Source organism: Nocardiopsis sp. NPDC058789, from assembly GCF_042745575.1.
In the GTDB taxonomy this organism is placed as follows: Bacteria; Actinomycetota; Actinomycetes; order Streptosporangiales; family Streptosporangiaceae; genus Nocardiopsis; species Nocardiopsis eucommiae.
Genome location: NZ_JBHYOW010000015.1, coordinates 73,218 through 88,865, shown reverse-complemented (window position 1 = coordinate 88,865; position 15,648 = coordinate 73,218). Strand labels below are relative to the sequence as shown.

Here is a 15,648-nt window from a genome sequence, read left to right as displayed (position 1 = left end):
ACCGTGGGCGGATCGCATAGGATCGCGGCCATGTGCGGTCGCTATGCCCAGTCCAGGAACGTGCACCAACTCCAGCTGGCCTTCTCCCTCCCCGAGGAGGCAGTGGGCGCCGCGGGGGACCCACGCGCCTGGCCCCCTCTGGAGGAGCTCGACCCGGACTACAACGTCGCGCCGGGCAGCCCGGTGTACGCCGTGCTCGGGCCCCCGCCCCAGGGCCACCCCACCGGCGAACCCGGGCCGCGCTCCCTGCACACCATGCGCTGGGGCCTCGTGCCCTCCTGGGCCAAGGACCGCAACGTCGGCTACCGGATGATCAACGCCCGTGGCGAGACCGTCGCGGACAAGCCCGCCTTCCGGGTCGCCTACCGGCGCCGCCGCTGCCTCATCCCCGCCGACGCCTACTACGAGTGGCAGCTGCTCAACAGGGACGGCACCGCCGAGGCCAGCACGTCGCCCGTCACCGACCCCCAGCACCGGAAGCGCAAGGCGAAGGCGGCCAAGAAGCCCTTCTCCGTCCACTACCCGGGGGACGAGCCGCTCGCCATGGCCGGGATCTTCGAGCGCTGGCGCGACCCCGAGGTCGACGACCAGAACGACCCCGCCGCCTGGGTGTGGACCTGCGCCGTCATCACCACCGAGGCCGCGCCCGAACTCGCTCACATCCACGAACGCATGCCCGTCGTGGTGCCGCGCGAGGACTGGGCCGTCTGGCTCGATCCCACCACGGGCGCCGACGAGCTCGCCGACCTGCTGGACCGGACCCCGGTGGACCGGTTCGCGGTGGACGAGGTCTCCACCGACGTCAACAGCGTCAGGAACAACCGCCCCGACCTGCTGGAACCGGTGGAGGACGCCGTCCCCGCCGAACCGGAGACACTTTTCTGACCCGGGCGAGGCTGGACAGGCCCGGGGACGGCCTGTGTATGGTGTGCGAGGCCACGGGGGAGTGCTTCCCCCGGCCCGGGACACCGTGATCGAGATGTCCCGGCACGTTCGACGTGCGCACATGTGAATACGCAACGCGGGAGCTCGCGCCATGGCGGGCTGAGAGGGCGACTCAAGGGTGTCGCCGACCGCAGAACCTGTTCGGGTAATTCCGACGTAGGGAGGCATGCCATGACGGCTATCGACGGTCGTGACGTTTCCACCACCGACGAGCACCGGGTGACCACGGGTCCCATCATGGGATCTCGTAAGGTCCACGAGGAGATCACCACCCCCGGGGGCACGACCCTCCGCGTCCCGCGCCGCCGGGTGGATCTCAGCAACGGCAGCCACTTCGATCTGTACGACACCTCCGGCCCGTACACCGACGACTCCGCACACATCGACGTCCACCGGGGACTCCCGCGCACCCGCGCGTCCTGGGCACCGGCCCCCGTCGACGGCGCGGTCACCCAGCTGGCCCACGCCCGGGCCGGGACCATCACCCCCGAGATGCGTTTCGTGGCCGCCCGCGAGGGGGCCGACCCCGAGTTCGTCCGCGACGAGGTCGCGATCGGCCGCGCGGTCATCCCGGTCAACCGCAACCACCCCGAGTCCGAACCCACCATCATCGGCAAGAACTTCCTCGTGAAGATCAACGCCAACATCGGCAACTCCGCCGTCACCTCCTCGGTGCCCGAGGAGGTCGAGAAGATGGTGTGGGCGACCCGCTGGGGCGCCGACACCGTGATGGACCTGTCCACCGGCAAGCGCATCCACGAGACCCGCGAACGCATCATCCGCAACGCGCCGGTGCCCATCGGCACCGTCCCGATCTACCAGGCTCTGGAGAAGGTCGACGGCGACCCCACCAAGCTGAGCTGGGAGATCTACCGCGAGACCGTCATCGAGCAGGCCGAACAGGGCGTGGACTACATGACCGTCCACGCGGGCGTCCTGCTCCGGTACGTCCCGCTGGCCGCCCGCCGGGTGACCGGCATCGTCTCGCGCGGCGGCTCCATCATGGCCGCCTGGTGCCTGGCCCACCACCGGGAGAGCTTCCTCTACACGCACTTCGAGGAGCTCTGCGAGATCCTCCGCCGCTACGACGTCACCTTCTCCCTCGGTGACGGCCTGCGCCCCGGCTCCATCGCGGACGCCAACGACGAGGCCCAGTTCGCCGAACTGCGGACCCTCGGGGAGCTCACCCACATCGCCCGCTCGCACGACGTGCAGGTGATGATCGAGGGCCCCGGCCACGTGCCGATGGACAAGATCAAGGAGAACGTGCGCCTGGAGGAGGAGCTGTGCGGCGAGGCGCCGTTCTACACGCTCGGCCCCCTGGCCACGGACGTCGCTCCGGGCTACGACCACATCACCTCCGCGATCGGCGCCGCGCAGATCGGCTGGCACGGCACCGCGATGCTCTGCTACGTGACCCCCAAGGAGCACCTGGGGCTGCCCAACCGCGACGACGTCAAGACCGGCGTCATCACCTACAAGCTCGCCGCCCACGCCGCCGACGTCGCCAAGGGCCACGCCCGCGCCCAGGAGTGGGACGACGAGCTGTCCAGGGCGCGCTTCGAGTTCCGGTGGCAGGACCAGTTCCACCTGTCGCTGGACCCGGAGACCGCGCAGGCCTTCCACGACGAGACCCTGCCCGCCGAACCCGCCAAGACCGCGCACTTCTGCTCCATGTGCGGACCCAAGTTCTGCTCGATGAAGATCTCCCAGGACGTGCGCAGGTACGCCGAGGAGCACGGCCTGGACACCGTCGAGGCGATCGAGAGGGGCATGGCCGACAAGTCCGCCGAGTTCGCCGAGGGCGGCAACCGCGTCTACCTCCCGCTCGCCGACTAGTCGACGGGCGTGACGGGCCCGTCGCTCCGCAGGGGGCGGCGGGCCCTATGCGGGCTTGTGGGCACTGGCGACCAGGTGGACGCCGACGTAGTCGTCGGAGTCGGCGGCCCGCAGCTCCATCTCCACCAGCCGTGCCATGGAACGGGGATCACGGGCCAGCATCAGCTCCACGGTGGAGGCCGACAGCACCGTGCGCGGCTTGATCCACTCCAGCTCCAGACCGGCCTCGGTGACCATCTCCGTCAGTTGCTCCGCGGTGAAGCAGCGGGTGATCGAACCGTCCGGCCAGGGCACCAGGAGCACGTCCGCGCTGGGGGCGTGGCTCAGCTCCGGCCAGGCGTCCTGCTCGGCCAGCAGCGCCATGCCCAGGACCACGGAGTCGACGCAGACCAGCACCCGGCCGCCGGGGCGCAGCACCCGGGCCACCTCGGACATCGACGACTCGGTGGCCAGCTGCCGGGAGAACACCCGGTTGTCCGCGATGACCCCGTCGAAGGACTCGGGGCTGAAGGCGCGCAGGAAGGCGGAGTCACCGACCACGTGCCGGAGCCGACCGCGCGGCGTGGGGGGCGGTACCACGGCGCGACCGTTGACCAGGGTGAGCGGACGGCGCATGGCCATGTCCACCGAGGGCAGCAGGGTGACGACGTCGTGTCCGGCGGCCACGGCGCGCGGAGTGCCCTGGAAGTCGGGGCTGGACAGGTCGAGGAGCCGGGCGGGCCGCTCGGGCAGCCAGCGGCTGATCTGCGCCTCCGCGACCGCCCAGTAGAAACGCCAGTAGTCCGAGAGCCGGTCCGTGGTGGCGAACTGGGCGGCGGGCGATCGGGGGCGGTCGGAGGCCGGAGTCGAGGACGGTCGCACGTGCACTCCTCTCCCATCCTTCAGTGAGTCCTACCCGCACTCTGCCATGCCTCACCTTCACCGACGCGGTCAAACCACAAACTTCGGATCCGGGACCCCGTCCCGCTCCCAGGGCGGAATCAGCTCGCGGAGGTCGTTGTTGTCACCAGCACCGTCCGGGACGTGGTTCCGGAGCGGGAACTCGGGAGCAGGGAAGGGGTTGGATCAGGAGCATGCCGACCGCTGGTGCGTGCCTGGAGCGCGGGGAAACGGCGTTGGCGCCACGCGGCGTCGACGCGCAGGTCGGGGGTGTGGGAACGTATCGTTGGGATACGGACACCCCACCAGGGACCAGCGCGAGGAGGCCGAAGGGCTTGGACCAGAGCCAGGAGACAGCCGGGGAACGGGACGAGCGGTTCGAGAGGGACGTGCTTCCCTTCCTCGACCAGCTCTACTCGGCGGCGCTGCGCATGACACGCAACCCCTCGGACGCCGAGGACCTGGTGCAGGAGACCTTCGCCAAGGCGTTCGGTTCCTTCCACCAGTTCAAGGAGGGGACCAACCTCAAGGCGTGGCTGTACCGCATCCTCACGAACACCTTCATCAACTCCTACCGCAAGAAGCAGCGGGAGCCGAAGCAGGCCGGGACCGAGGACGTCGAGGACTGGCAGCTCGCCCAGGCCGCCTCGCACACGGCGGCGGGGCTGAAGTCCGCCGAGGCCGAGGCGCTCGAACACCTCCCCGACAGCGACGTCAAGCGCGCCCTCCAGGAGCTTCCCGAGGACTTCCGGATCGCGGTGTACCTCGCGGACGTCGAGGGCTTCGCGTACAAGGAGGTCGCCGAGATCATGGGCACCCCCATCGGGACGGTCATGTCCCGGCTGCACAGAGGGCGGCGCCAGCTGCGTTCCCACCTCGAGGAGTACGCGGTGGACCGTGGCTTCCTCGCCGCGACCAGAGCCGCGGAGGCGTCGGCCGTCGCGTCGGGGTCGGCGGCGGGGGGTCGAGCACAGGTGAGCGGGTCGGATCGAGGAGATCGGCAATGAGCGGCGGTCACGACAAGTCGGAGACGGACACCCCGTGCAGCGAGGTGCTCGACAAGCTGTACACCTACCTTGACGGTGAGCTGGCGGAGAGCGACTGCCCCGAGGTCAGGGCGCACCTGGACGGGTGCAGCCCCTGCCTGGACGAGTACGGTCTGGAAGAGGCCGTGAAGAAGCTCGTCGCCAAGCACTGCGGTTGCGATCCGGTCCCGCTGGACCTGCGTGACAAGGTCCTCGGGCGGCTCGCGGAGGCGCGCAACGAGCAGCTGGCCCGTGAGGCGAGGGCGGACTCCCCCGGGGCGCCCGCCTGACACCGGTCCGATCCGTCGGCGGCCCCGGGCCGCCCGGGACGAGGGTGGCGAAAGCTGGAATTCCAGCTTTCGCCACTTTTTGTGTATCCAGGGATGCTTGTTGTGTTCTGATGCGTTCTGGGCTATTTGTGTGCTTTTGTAGAAAGAGTTCGCCGCATCCCCCTGAACTCGGGGGGTTTTGGTCACAGGGGTGCCGAGTTGGCGGTTCCTGAGGGGTTCGACACGCCCGATGCCTGGAATCGGTTTTCGGTCGTGACCGAGTCGGAATGAATTTCCTTGAACTTGTGAGAGACCGTTTCGATCGCTCACGATGGGTAGTCATGCCTGATGAGGTTGGCCGACCCCGCGTCCAGGATCGCCCGGGGCGCCGATGGTCCCCGGCGTCGCACCTGTGACCTATTGTCACTCTGTGTAACCATCTGGAATGACTAATTGAATTAGTAATTCCACGCTCCGGAACTTCACGTCCTCTCTGGCTTCGTCTCTGCCCTCGGTTCGGGTTGGGGGTAATCAGGATGGTGTCGTGGCCCGTTAAACTGGAGGCCTTATCCAACGAATAAGGTCATTTGCGCGGCGTGCCCGGTGGATGAGGGGGCAGGCGCCACGGGGAGAAGGGGGTCGACGATGCTCGTCACCATGTTCGGTTCGATGATGTCCGCCGTTTTTGTGGCTTCCACTTTTACCGGATGGGCTTGGTGGTAGAACAGAACCGGTGAAACCATGACAGTCCGGTCGTCGTCGGTGGGGGGTGAACGGGGGTGCGGGCTCTTCCTTGGGGCGCGCGTGTCTACGTCGGGATCATCGTTGTCAGTGCTGTCGCCATCATGCTCGTCGGTCCCTACGCGGGGATCGACCTGGGGACCCTGGTACTCATCGCGGTCCTCTTCGTCGTCGCGGAGTCGATAAGCACACACGTCGTCGTCGTCGACGTCAAGGAAGCCGGAATCTCACCGAGCTCGGCCGTGGCCCTGGCCGCCGTCGTGCTGGTGGGCCCGGCCGGGGCGGCCGTGGTCGGATTCGCCTCCTGCCTCGCGGTCCGCAGACAGGGCCTGGTGAAGCGAGCCTTCAACGGAGCCCAGTTCGCGCTGGCGGCCTACGTGGCCGGACAGGTCTACCTCCTGCTCGGAGGCACGGTGGGGGTGCCGGGGCAGTCCGACTTCCCCGGCATCGTCCTGCCGTACGTCGCCGCGGTCCTGACGCACACGCTGCTCAACTCGTTGCTCATCGGCGCGCTCATGTGGTGCCTGGGCGTCACCCGGCCCGCCGGTGCGGGGCCGATGCGCTGGCGCCCGCTGGCCGCCCTGGAGGTCGCCTCCGTGGGTTACCAGATGCTGGGCCTGGCGATCGCGGCCATCTGGGGCGCGGTGGGGATCATCGCCCCGCTCCTTGTCCTGCTGCCGCTGTTCATCGCGCGGTGGGTGTTCGGCCAGCAGACCGCCGAGGCGCGCGCGCACGAGGCCACCCTGGCCACCCTGTGCCAGGCCGTGGAGACGAAGGACTACTACACCCGGGGCCACTGCATGCGGGTGGCCGAGGGCTCCGCGATGATCGCCGCCGAGCTGGGCATGCCCGCCGAGCGCGTGCAGAAGATCCGGTACGCGGGGATGCTGCACGACATCGGCAAGCTCGGGGTGCCCACCAAGGTGCTCCAGAAGAACGGCAAGCTCACGGACGACGAGTACGCCGCGATCAAGCTGCACCCCACGCGCGGGTACGAGATCGTCCGCGAGATCAGCTTCCTGGACGAGGCCCTCGCGGGCATCCGGCACCACCACGAGCGCCTGGACGGGCGCGGCTACCCGATGGGGCTGGTGGGGATGGAGATCCCCGAGTCCGCCCGGATCATCAGCGTGGCCGACGTCTTCGACTGCCTCACCTCCACGCGTTCCTACCGCAAGGCGTGGTCCGTGGAGGACGCCATCACGGAGCTCCGGCGCTGCGCGGGCAGTCAGTTCGACCCCCGAATGGTGGAGGCACTCGTCCGGGCCGTCACCCGCGAGGGATGGGAGACGCCGGACATCGCGGAGCCGCCGGGCGGTTGCTACGGCGCGTCCGGGACTCCGGAGTCCGGTGAGACGGACGCGACGGTGGCGTCCGCCCCGCAGCGGAGCGGAACCACGACGGTGGCCGAGTCCACGTCGGCGGCCGCGGTGACGGGGGGCCAGGAGCGGTGATGACGCAGAGGCAGTCGGACGGGACTCCTCCCGGACCGCACCCCGGCGGCCCCGAGGGCGGGGCACTGGGCCACGAGCGTTCCTGGGGGCCGGTCTGGCGTACCGCGAGACCCTTCCGGGCCCTGCTCGTGGGCGGGGTGGGCGCCGCCTCCCTGGCCGCCCTGGTGTGGACCGCCGCGACCGGGTTCCACCAGCCCTACGTGGCGCTGGCCTTCTGCCTGGTCATCGCCGGTGGCGAACTGGCCAGGATCACCCTGCCCGGGCACCGGGAGTCCGCGCCGATCGCCCTGGCCGGGGCGATCGCGTACGCGTTCCTGCTCAGTCTGGGCGGTGAGCCGATCCACCACACGGCCTGGCAGGTCGTGGCGGTGGTCGCCCTGGGGGTGGCCCTGGGCGAACTCCCCCACGTGGCGGTGGGCCACGGCCCCCGGCTGGAGGACGTCGCGCGCAGGGTGCTCACCGCACTGCTGCTCGCCGTCGCCTTCCGGCCCCTGGTGGAGGCCCTGTCCCTGACGGGGCCCTCGGTCGTGGTCGCCCTGCTGATGACGGTCCTGGTCGCCCTGGCGTGGGCGCTGGACGTCGCGGTCTCCGCCGTGCTGCGCGCCGAACGGCTGCGCACCCGACTGGTCGTGGCCACGCGCGACGAGGCCCGCGCACAGGTGGCCACCGGGGGCGCGATCGCCTCCAGCGGCGTGCTGATCGCCCTGGCCTGCACGGTCACGGGTCTGGTCGGGCTGCTGGTCTTCCTCGCTCCGCTGCTGGTCTCACAGGTGGCCTTCCGCAGGCACGCCGAGGTGCGCCGCACCTACCTGGAGACGGTGCGGGCGCTGTCCCGGGTCACCGAGGTGGGCGGCTACGTGGAGAACGGCCACTCGCGGCGGGTCAGCCAGCTCTCCCACGGCATCGCCTGCGAACTGGGACTGGCCGAGGCGGAGCTGCTGGAACTGGAGTACGCGGCGCTGATGCACGACATCGGCCAGCTCTCCCTGCGCGAGCCCATCGCGGGCGGCGCCACCGTGCTCTCCTCGCCGAGGGAGCAGCGCCGGATCGCGGAACTGGGTTCGGCCATCATCCGGGAGACCGGGGTGCTGGACAACGTGGCGGAGATGGTCCGCCGCCAGTGCGAGCCGCTGGCCGGTGACGGCGACGAGGGCGTGCCCCCGCTGGGCAGCCGCGTGATCAAGGTCGCCAACGCCTTCGACGACCTGGTCGGGGAGAACGGTGACGCCGAGCGCCGGGCCGCCGTCGTGGAGCGCCTGCGCATGGACACCGGCAGCGAGTACGACCCCCGGGTGGTCGACGCCCTCGCCTGCGTGCTCGCCCGCGGCTGACCGAGAGACCGCGGTGCTCGCGAGCCCCCGTGGTTCCGGTTGTCGCCCGGCACCCGCTCCCGTGCGGCGTCGGGTACCGCGTGGGCGGAACGCCGCCGACACGATCCTGGCGTCCCCGTGACCGCGTTCGGCGGTGACCCGTTCGGCCGGGTCCGCGACGGCCTCCGGCGTGAGGACGCGGTGGCCCACGGCGTCCCTCTCCAAGTGCGGGAGACAGCTCGCTGGACGGGGGCGGGGGCATCGTGGGGGCACCACTCCACGGCGGGAGACCGCACCGAGGGGTCGCCGCTCGGGGGCGCCCGGTGGCCGGGGGACGGTCGCGGTGGGCGGGGTAGGGGTCTCAGTCCCGGGGCGGACGCAGGCGCGTGACGAACTTGTAGCGGTCGCCACGGTAGAGCGATCGCACCCACTCCACCGGGTGCCCGTCGCCGTCGAAGCTGTGCTGGCAGTGCAGGACCAGGGGCAGGCCCACGTCCACGCCGAGCAGGCGGGCCTCGTTGGGGGTCGCGAGCACGGTCTCGATGGAGGCCTCCGCCTCCGCGAGGGAGACGTCGTAGGCGCTCGCGAGAGCCTCGTAGAGCGACGCGTAGCGGTCCAGCTGCCTCCGGAGCCCGGGAAAGCGTCGCGCGGCCAGGTGGGCCGTCTCGACGGCCATGGGCTCACCGTTGGCCAGCCGGAGCCGTTCGATCCGCAGCACGCGACCGCCGGAACGGATGGCGAGGAGCTCAGCGAGCTGGTCGTCCGCGTTGATGTAGCTCACGTCCAGGATGCGGGTGGCCGGGTGCAGGCCGTGCGCCCGCATCTCCTGGGTGTAGCTGGTCAGCTGGAGGATCTGGGCGACCTTGGGCTTGGCCACGAACGTGCCCTTGCCCTGGATGCGGAGCAGCCGACCCTCGACGACCATCTCGGTCAGGGCCTGGCGCACCGTGGTGCGCGAGGTGCCGAACTGGGTGGCCAGGGCGCGCTCGGGCGGGACCGGGTTCCCCGCCGGCATGGCCTCGATCAGCTCCAGCAGCTGCTTCTTGACCTGGTAGTACTTGGGCACTCTGGGGTTGCCGTCCAGTGTGTGCTGACCAGTCATCAGTCTCCTCCGCCGCGTTCCGCGCCCCGCCAGGACGTGGTCGGTGCGGCCGCCTTCCGGCCGTCGATTGGTGTGGACCACTGGTCGAGTGCGTGTCCCTTGAGTATGCACGGCTTCATGGGATGATTTGTGAGTGCCTCACCTCAGCGACCTCATTCGCCGCCACACGTCACTCAAGCAGGCGGACCTGGAGTGGATCCACTCGCTGGTCTCCGACTGGCAGCTCCTGGCCGACCTCTCCTTCGCGGACCTCGTGCTGTGGGTGCGCCTGCGGGAGGACGACGGATGGATCGCCATCGCGCAGATGCGACCCACCACCGGCCCGACCGCCTTCCAGGACGACCTGGTGGAGGCGGTGCTCCGGGACGACATGACCGATGTCACGTCCCGGACGGCGCCCCGTGTGGTCGGACGCCGCGCCCTGATCGACCGCGCCTGGAGCGAGGGCCGGATCTGCCGCGACGGCGACCCGGACTGGTCCGGCGGGGTCCCGGTGCGCGAGGAGACCATCCCGGTCCGCCGCGAGGGCAACCTCATCGCGGTCATCCAGCGCAGCACCAACCTCAGCTCGGCGCGCACGCCCAGCCGCCTGGAGCTCACCTACCTCCAGAGCGCGGGCGACCTCGCCCAGATGATCGCGGAGGGCGCCTTCCCGTTCAGCGACCAGGGACCGCTCATGGTCCGCTCGCCGAGGGTGGGCGACGGCCTGCTGCGCCTGGACCAGAACGGCGAGGTGGTCTACGCCAGCCCCAACGCGCTCTCGGCCTACCGTCGGCTGGGCCTGACCGCCGACCTCGTGGGTGCCCGCCTGGACCGCACCACGCTGGAGCTGGCCGCCCAGGGGGAGGCCCGCGACGAGAACCTCACCTACACGGCGAGCGGGCGCGCTCCGCAGGAGGCCGAGGTCGAGGCGCGCGGGGTCACCGTGCAGCTGAGGGCCATACCGCTGGTGATCGACGGGGTGCGGATCGGCGCGCTGGTGATGGTCCGCGACGTCACCGAGCTGCGGCGGCGCGAGCGCGAGCTGATGACCAAGGACGCCACCATCCGGGAGATCCACCACCGGGTGAAGAACAACCTCCAGACGGTGGCGGCTCTGCTGCGGCTCCAGTCGCGGCGCCTGGACATCCCCGAGGCGCGGGCGGCCCTGGACGAGGCGGTCGGCCGGGTGGGCTCGATCGCGATCGTGCACGAGATGCTCTCGCACACCCCGGACGAGGTGGTCGACTTCGACGACATCGCCGACCGGGTGATGCAGATGGCGGCGGAGGTGTCCTCGACGGGGCAGGCGGTGGTGCCCAGGCGCGACGGCCACTTCGGGCTGTTGAACGCGCTGGTGGCCACGCCGCTGTCGATGGTGCTGGCGGAACTGGTGCAGAACGCGGTGGAGCACGGCCTGGGGCAGGGCCCGGGGCTGATCGAGGTGCGGGTGCGCCGGTTCGACACCGGCCCGGCCCACCCGGGGCCGAGCAGCCTGGAGTTGGCCGTCTCCGACGACGGTGGCGGTCTGCCGGAGGACTTCGACCTGGAGGGCACCACGAGCCTGGGTCTGCAGATCGTGCGGACCCTGATCGTGGGCGAGCTCGGGGGGACCCTGGCGATCAAGCCGAAGGACGCTGGCGGGACCGAGGTGGCGATCAGCCTGCCCCTGGAGCACGAGGAGCGCGAGGTTCCCTGAGGGGGCGAGGGGCGGGGGCGTCGCTTCCGGCCCGGCCTCCCGCGCCGGGGATGTGACTCCCCGCCGCGCCCGCGGGGGTCGTCGTTCAGCCGGGGCGGTTGGTCAGCTGCGGACCATGGGGCGCAGCGCGGTGCCGCGGCGCTTGATACGGCGTCGTTCCTCTTCCGAGGTGCCTCCCCAGACGCCGCCGTCCTGGCCGCTCTCCAGCGCCCACTTCAGACACGCGGAGCTGACCGGGCAGCGCTGACAGACCGCCTTGGCCTCCTCGATCTGGATCAGTGCGGGGCCGTGGTCGCCGATGGGGAAGAAGAGTTCGGGGTCTTCGTCACGGCAGGCTGCGTCATGGCGCCAGTCCATGCGGTCACTCCTCACAGTGAGGCGATCATTTGTGAAGCTTTTCACGATCGGAATGTGCAAGGGCGCCCGGCGGAGGGGGTCCACCGGAGGGTCGTCAAGGCCGAGGTAAGTGAGGTTTCACCCCACGGCCACGTGGGAAGCGCCCAAATTAACTCGCCCGTAACTCGCGGCGATAACTTGAGCGTGACAGGAACGCCGGAGGCACGCAAGAGTCCCCGAGGCCAAAGGTCCTGTTCGGCGTGTCGGGTGCGTCACAGTCGCTGGGAATGGCGGCTTTCGACGTTATTAACAGAAGATTCGTAATGCCTTCGGTACCGAGTGGAAGTTGACCTCTTCACGCTCCCCCAGGTATTCACCGTCGATTTGGAAGGCCCGGGGATGGGACGACGAGATGCGCAGCGAGGCCTGGTCGTGCCAGGTCACGTAGCCGTCCCCACGTGCGGGAAGGCCCTTCGGGAAGAACATTTGGGAAAGAACCCAGCCAGTCAGCGCGTGCGAGGACTGGGTCAGCGCGAATGCGTCCAGGCCCAGCTCGAATCGTGAGGCCGGGGTGGGCTGAAGTGGCAGCGCTCCCGCGTACGTCCAGGGAGTCGTGTTGGTGACCAGCGCGAAATAGACGTCCTCCAGGGACCTTCCGTCGTTGGACACGCTCAGTGACGGATCGCGGATATCCCCTCGGAAGAACAGCTTTACCGCCGTCTCCGCGTACAGCGCCGGAGTGGCCTTGCGGCCGTTGCCGCGTTCCTGCTCCACCTGCTGCACCACATCGGCGTCCCAGCCGAAACCCGCGCAGAAAGTGAAGTAACGGTCGTCCTGGTCGCCGGTGATCCGGCCCAGCCCGATCTCGCGCTCACGTCCGGCCCGGATCGCCTCCAGGACCGCGCCGGTCGCCTCGACCGGGTCGCCGGGGACCCCCAGGGAGCGGATGAAGACGTTCGCGCTTCCGCCCGGGATGACGGCGTACCGGGGGCGGGGCAGGCCCTCCGGGGTGGTGAGGAGCCCGTTGACGACCTCGTTGACGGTGCCGTCACCGCCCAGGCTCAACACGAGTTCGTACCCGTCGGCGGCGGCGCCCCGCGCCAGCTCGCGCGCGTGGTCGCGGTAGGCGGTCTCGACGGGGGTGACGTCCAGCTCGGAGGCCAGGGCGGCCAGGATCACCTCGCGGGAGCGGGAGGTGGTCGTGGTCGCCTGGGGGTTCACGATGAATAGGGCTCGCACCCGCCCAGTCTAGGGCGTGTTCCTTGGATCATCCCGCGCTCGCGTTGATGGCGGCTCCCCCCCCGCAGGTGGAAGCATCCACGGGAACACGCCCCGGGCGTGCGGTGCGTGTGAGGGGGAGCGGACGGGAGCCAGAGGAGCGCGCGTCACGCGGTGTGGGGCTGGCCGGGCGTCGGGAGGGCACCCGAGGGGCGGGCCGGAGAGGGGGACACCGGGAGCGCGTATAGGCTCGTCGGGTGTCTTCGCGTCCCTTCACCATCGTCATCGCCGCCGTGCTGGAGGCCCTGATCGGGCTGGTCTCGGCGGTCGCCGGAATCTACAGCCTGTACACCGCGATCGCCGGGCGGGCCACCGATCCGGTCTCCTCGGCACTCCCGCTCACCGTGATCGGTGTCGGGGTCGGCGCGCTGCTCGTCTTCGTCGCGTACGGGCTCTGGAACCTGCGCGACTGGGCCCGCACCCCGGTGGTCGTCACCCAGATCTTCATGGCCGTGGTGGCGTACTACATGTACACGGGGGAGCAGTACGTGATCTGCGCCGTCATGCTCGCCGTGGCGGTGGCCGCGGCGGCCGCCGTCCTGGCGCCGCCGACGACCGCGGTGCTGTTCTCCGACACCGAGGGGCGCCGGTAACGGTCACCGCGGCCGTCGGCCGCGCACCGGTCAGTCGTCCGTGGTGAGCGCCTGACGCAGTTGGGCCAGGGTGCGCGCGAGCAGACGCGACACGTGCATCTGGGAGATCCCGAGCTCCTGGGCGATCTGCGACTGCGTCATGTTCCCGAAGAAGCGCAGCAGCAGGATGCGCTTCTCCCGGGGCGGCAGCTGCTCCAGGAGCGGCTTCAGTGACTCCCGGTACTCCACGCCCTCCAGGGACTCGTCGACGATCCCCAGGGAGTCGGCCACCGCCGGGGCGTCCTCGTCCCCGCTGTCGGGGGCGTCCAACGACACCGTCGAGTAGGCGTTGGCGGACTCCAGGCCCTCCAGCACCTCCTCCTCGGTCATCTGGAGGTGCGCGGCCAGTTCCGCGACGGTGGGGGAGCGCCCCTCGCGCTGCGACAGGTCGCTGACCGCCTTGGTCAGCGAGAGCTTCAGCTCCTGGAGACGGCGCGGTACCCGCACCGCCCAGCCCTTGTCCCGGAAGTGGCGCTTGATCTCACCGACGATCGTGGGGGTCGCGTACGTGGAGAACTCCACCCCGCGCTCCAGATCGAACCGGTCGATGGACTTGATCAGCCCGATCGTGGCCACCTGCGTGAGGTCGTCCAGCCACTCGCCCCTGTTACGGAACCTGCGGGCCAGGTACTCCACCAAGGGCAGGTGGAGCTCGACCAGTTCGTCGCGGATCGCCCTGCGCTCGGGCGCGTCCGCGTCGAGGTCGTTAAGGCGCTCGAACAACTCTCTCGCGCGCGCCCGGTCGGGCACCGCGTGCTCGGTCTTCGCTGTCAGAGCGGGCCCCCTTTCGCTCACGCCGGCTCCAGGGCGCCACGGCGTTTGTACAGGACGATGTAGACGCGGTCGTCCGGACCGACGCCCGCGTCGACATCCCCGGCGAGAGCGGAGAGCACGGTCCAGGCGAAGGTGTCACGTGCGGGCAGGCGTCCGTCCGCCGTCATCACCGAGACCGAGATGCGCATCCCGTCGGGGGTGAGTTCGAATTCCGTGGTCAGTTCTGTGCCGGGAAGCGCCTGGGAGAGGAGCATCGCGCAGGCCTCGTCAACCCCGATCCTCAGGTCCTCGATCTCGTCGAGGGTGAAGTCGAGTCGGGCGGCCAGCCCTGCCGTCGCCGTGCGCAGGACAGACAGATAAGCGCTGTCGGCGGGCATGTTGACGGTGACAGCGTCGCGTACACCGGTGGCGTCGGCCGTGGGCACAGCGGTTTCTTCGGTCACGTCCCTCCTTCGGGGGGCGAGGTTGCCGCTTGAGAGCAATGTATCTCGTTTCACCCTGCCACTGACGCAGGGAGAAGGGATCGTGTCCAGCCCTCGGAGGGCGAACACGAGACGAATGGTCCGCCCGGGCCCCTCGCGGAAGCCAGTGCGGTCAGCGCGTCGCCGTCCGGGCGACGGACCGTCAACACATCCCTGGGGGGCGTTCCCAGGGTACGCGCCGCGTCGGCGGGGCGCCGACGACCTCAGCGGGGCCGGTGCGCGACCACCCGTTCCACCATGCCCATCATCAGCCGGTCGTGGTGTCCCACCTCGAACCCGACCTCCTCCGCGACGGCGCGGGGCAGCCTGCGCGGGTGCTTGCGCAGGCGTTCACGCAGCCGGAACGGGAACCGCGTGTACTCGATGTGGTCGACCAGCAGCAGACGCCCGCCGGGGACCAGGACACGGTGCATCTCCGCCAGGGCGCGCCCCTGGTCGGGGATCGTGCAGAGCGCGAGCGCGCACAGGACGGTGTCGAACGACTGGTCCGCGAAGGCGAGCCGCTGGGCGTCGCCCTCCACCAGGTGCACCAGGCGGCCCTGTTCCTCGGCCCTCTCCCCGGCCCGCGCGAGCATGGCGGGGCTCAGGTCCACCCCCGTGAGCATGACCTGCGGCGGGTAGTACTCCAGGTTGATCCCGGTGCCCACGGCCACTTCGAGGGTGCGCCCCCGCGCGCCGCCGCACAGCAGCCGACGCGTGCGGCGGATACTCGACGGTTCCAGCCGTGATCCGGTGTCGTAACCTCCCGCCCTCTTCTCCCACAGCTCGCGAACCTTCTCCGTACGCGCGTCCATGCCTCTCCCCGGGCAGGTGGATGTCACGTGACGACTCTGGGGGCGGGAGCCCCCGGGGTCAAGGGCATCGGGAGCACGTCCCCGTGAACCGGGACACGACGGCGCCCCGT

15 protein-coding genes and 1 riboswitch are annotated in these 15,648 nt (G+C 70.2%); of the genes, 8 read left to right on the top strand and 7 right to left on the bottom strand.

Annotated elements, in window-relative coordinates; genetic code table 11:
• The first annotated feature begins 30 nt into the window (after positions 1 to 30).
• Positions 31 to 885, top strand: coding sequence for an SOS response-associated peptidase (locus ACFW3L_RS21570; RefSeq protein WP_378743235.1), 855 nt, complete (start codon positions 31 to 33; stop codon positions 883 to 885).
• A 126-nt stretch (positions 886 to 1,011) separates the two neighbouring features.
• A riboswitch (TPP riboswitch) is annotated at positions 1,012 to 1,127 on the top strand.
• Positions 1,117 to 2,784, top strand: coding sequence for a phosphomethylpyrimidine synthase ThiC (gene thiC, locus ACFW3L_RS21565; RefSeq protein ID WP_378743233.1), 1,668 nt, complete (start codon positions 1,117 to 1,119; stop codon positions 2,782 to 2,784). It overlaps the preceding riboswitch by 11 nt.
• Before the next feature lie 45 nt (positions 2,785 to 2,829).
• Here the strand turns inward: thiC and ACFW3L_RS21560 are convergent, their stop codons facing one another.
• Entirely contained in the window at positions 2,830 to 3,651 is an 822-nt protein-coding gene (locus ACFW3L_RS21560) for a class I SAM-dependent methyltransferase (protein ID WP_378743231.1), read from the bottom strand.
• A 347-nt stretch (positions 3,652 to 3,998) separates the two neighbouring features.
• Here ACFW3L_RS21560 and ACFW3L_RS21555 point away from each other — a divergent pair, with 347 nt between their 5' ends.
• The 4 genes from ACFW3L_RS21555 (at position 3,999) to ACFW3L_RS21540 (ending at position 8,483) form a co-directional block, all read left to right on the top strand.
• Positions 3,999 to 4,670: a sigma-70 family RNA polymerase sigma factor gene (locus ACFW3L_RS21555; RefSeq protein ID WP_378743229.1), complete on the top strand. Its 672-nt coding sequence runs from the start codon at positions 3,999 to 4,001 to the stop codon at positions 4,668 to 4,670.
• Positions 4,667 to 4,978: a mycothiol system anti-sigma-R factor gene (gene rsrA, locus ACFW3L_RS21550; RefSeq protein WP_378743227.1), complete on the top strand. Its 312-nt coding sequence runs from the start codon at positions 4,667 to 4,669 to the stop codon at positions 4,976 to 4,978. The genes ACFW3L_RS21555 and rsrA overlap by 4 nt, the downstream gene beginning before the upstream one ends.
• A gap of 824 nt (positions 4,979 to 5,802) precedes the next feature.
• A complete protein-coding gene (locus tag ACFW3L_RS21545; RefSeq protein WP_378743293.1) occupies positions 5,803 to 7,152 on the top strand; it encodes an HD-GYP domain-containing protein in 1,350 nt (449 codons plus the stop codon).
• Entirely contained in the window at positions 7,152 to 8,483 is a 1,332-nt protein-coding gene (locus ACFW3L_RS21540; protein ID WP_378743225.1) for an HD-GYP domain-containing protein, read from the top strand. The genes ACFW3L_RS21545 and ACFW3L_RS21540 overlap by 1 nt, the downstream gene beginning before the upstream one ends.
• A 340-nt stretch (positions 8,484 to 8,823) precedes the next feature.
• Here the strand turns inward: ACFW3L_RS21540 and ACFW3L_RS21535 are convergent, their stop codons facing one another.
• Positions 8,824 to 9,564, bottom strand: a complete 741-nt coding sequence (locus ACFW3L_RS21535; RefSeq protein WP_378743223.1) for a GntR family transcriptional regulator — start codon at positions 9,562 to 9,564, stop codon at positions 8,824 to 8,826.
• A gap of 133 nt (positions 9,565 to 9,697) precedes the next feature.
• On the opposite strand from ACFW3L_RS21535, the gene ACFW3L_RS21530 reads away from it, so the two are divergent.
• A complete protein-coding gene (locus ACFW3L_RS21530) occupies positions 9,698 to 11,242 on the top strand; it encodes a sensor histidine kinase (RefSeq protein ID WP_378743221.1) in 1,545 nt (514 codons plus the stop codon).
• Positions 11,243 to 11,344: 102 nt separating this feature from the next.
• On the opposite strand, the gene ACFW3L_RS21525 is transcribed toward ACFW3L_RS21530, so the two are convergent.
• Both ACFW3L_RS21525 and ACFW3L_RS21520 read right to left on the bottom strand, forming a co-directional pair.
• A complete protein-coding gene (locus tag ACFW3L_RS21525; RefSeq protein ID WP_378743219.1) occupies positions 11,345 to 11,599 on the bottom strand; it encodes a WhiB family transcriptional regulator in 255 nt (84 codons plus the stop codon).
• 285 nt (positions 11,600 to 11,884) lie between these two features.
• Complete coding sequence (locus tag ACFW3L_RS21520; protein ID WP_378743217.1) at positions 11,885 to 12,817, bottom strand: diacylglycerol/lipid kinase family protein; 933 nt, start codon at positions 12,815 to 12,817, stop codon at positions 11,885 to 11,887.
• Between the two features lie 236 nt (positions 12,818 to 13,053).
• On the opposite strand from ACFW3L_RS21520, the gene ACFW3L_RS21515 reads away from it, so the two are divergent.
• On the top strand, positions 13,054 to 13,449 hold the full coding sequence (locus ACFW3L_RS21515) for a hypothetical protein (RefSeq protein ID WP_378743215.1): 396 nt from the start codon (positions 13,054 to 13,056) through the stop codon (positions 13,447 to 13,449).
• A 30-nt stretch (positions 13,450 to 13,479) separates the two neighbouring features.
• Here the strand turns inward: ACFW3L_RS21515 and ACFW3L_RS21510 are convergent, their stop codons facing one another.
• The 3 genes from ACFW3L_RS21510 to ACFW3L_RS21500 all read right to left on the bottom strand — a co-directional run bounded on the left by ACFW3L_RS21510 (position 13,480) and on the right by ACFW3L_RS21500 (position 15,538).
• Entirely contained in the window at positions 13,480 to 14,238 is a 759-nt protein-coding gene (locus tag ACFW3L_RS21510) for an RNA polymerase sigma factor SigF (protein ID WP_199776574.1), read from the bottom strand.
• A gap of 41 nt (positions 14,239 to 14,279) precedes the next feature.
• Complete coding sequence (locus ACFW3L_RS21505; RefSeq protein ID WP_026128903.1) at positions 14,280 to 14,705, bottom strand: anti-sigma factor; 426 nt, start codon at positions 14,703 to 14,705, stop codon at positions 14,280 to 14,282.
• Positions 14,706 to 14,947: 242 nt separating this feature from the next.
• Positions 14,948 to 15,538: a class I SAM-dependent methyltransferase gene (locus ACFW3L_RS21500; protein ID WP_378743213.1), complete on the bottom strand. Its 591-nt coding sequence runs from the start codon at positions 15,536 to 15,538 to the stop codon at positions 14,948 to 14,950.
• Positions 15,539 to 15,648 lie beyond the last annotated feature (110 nt).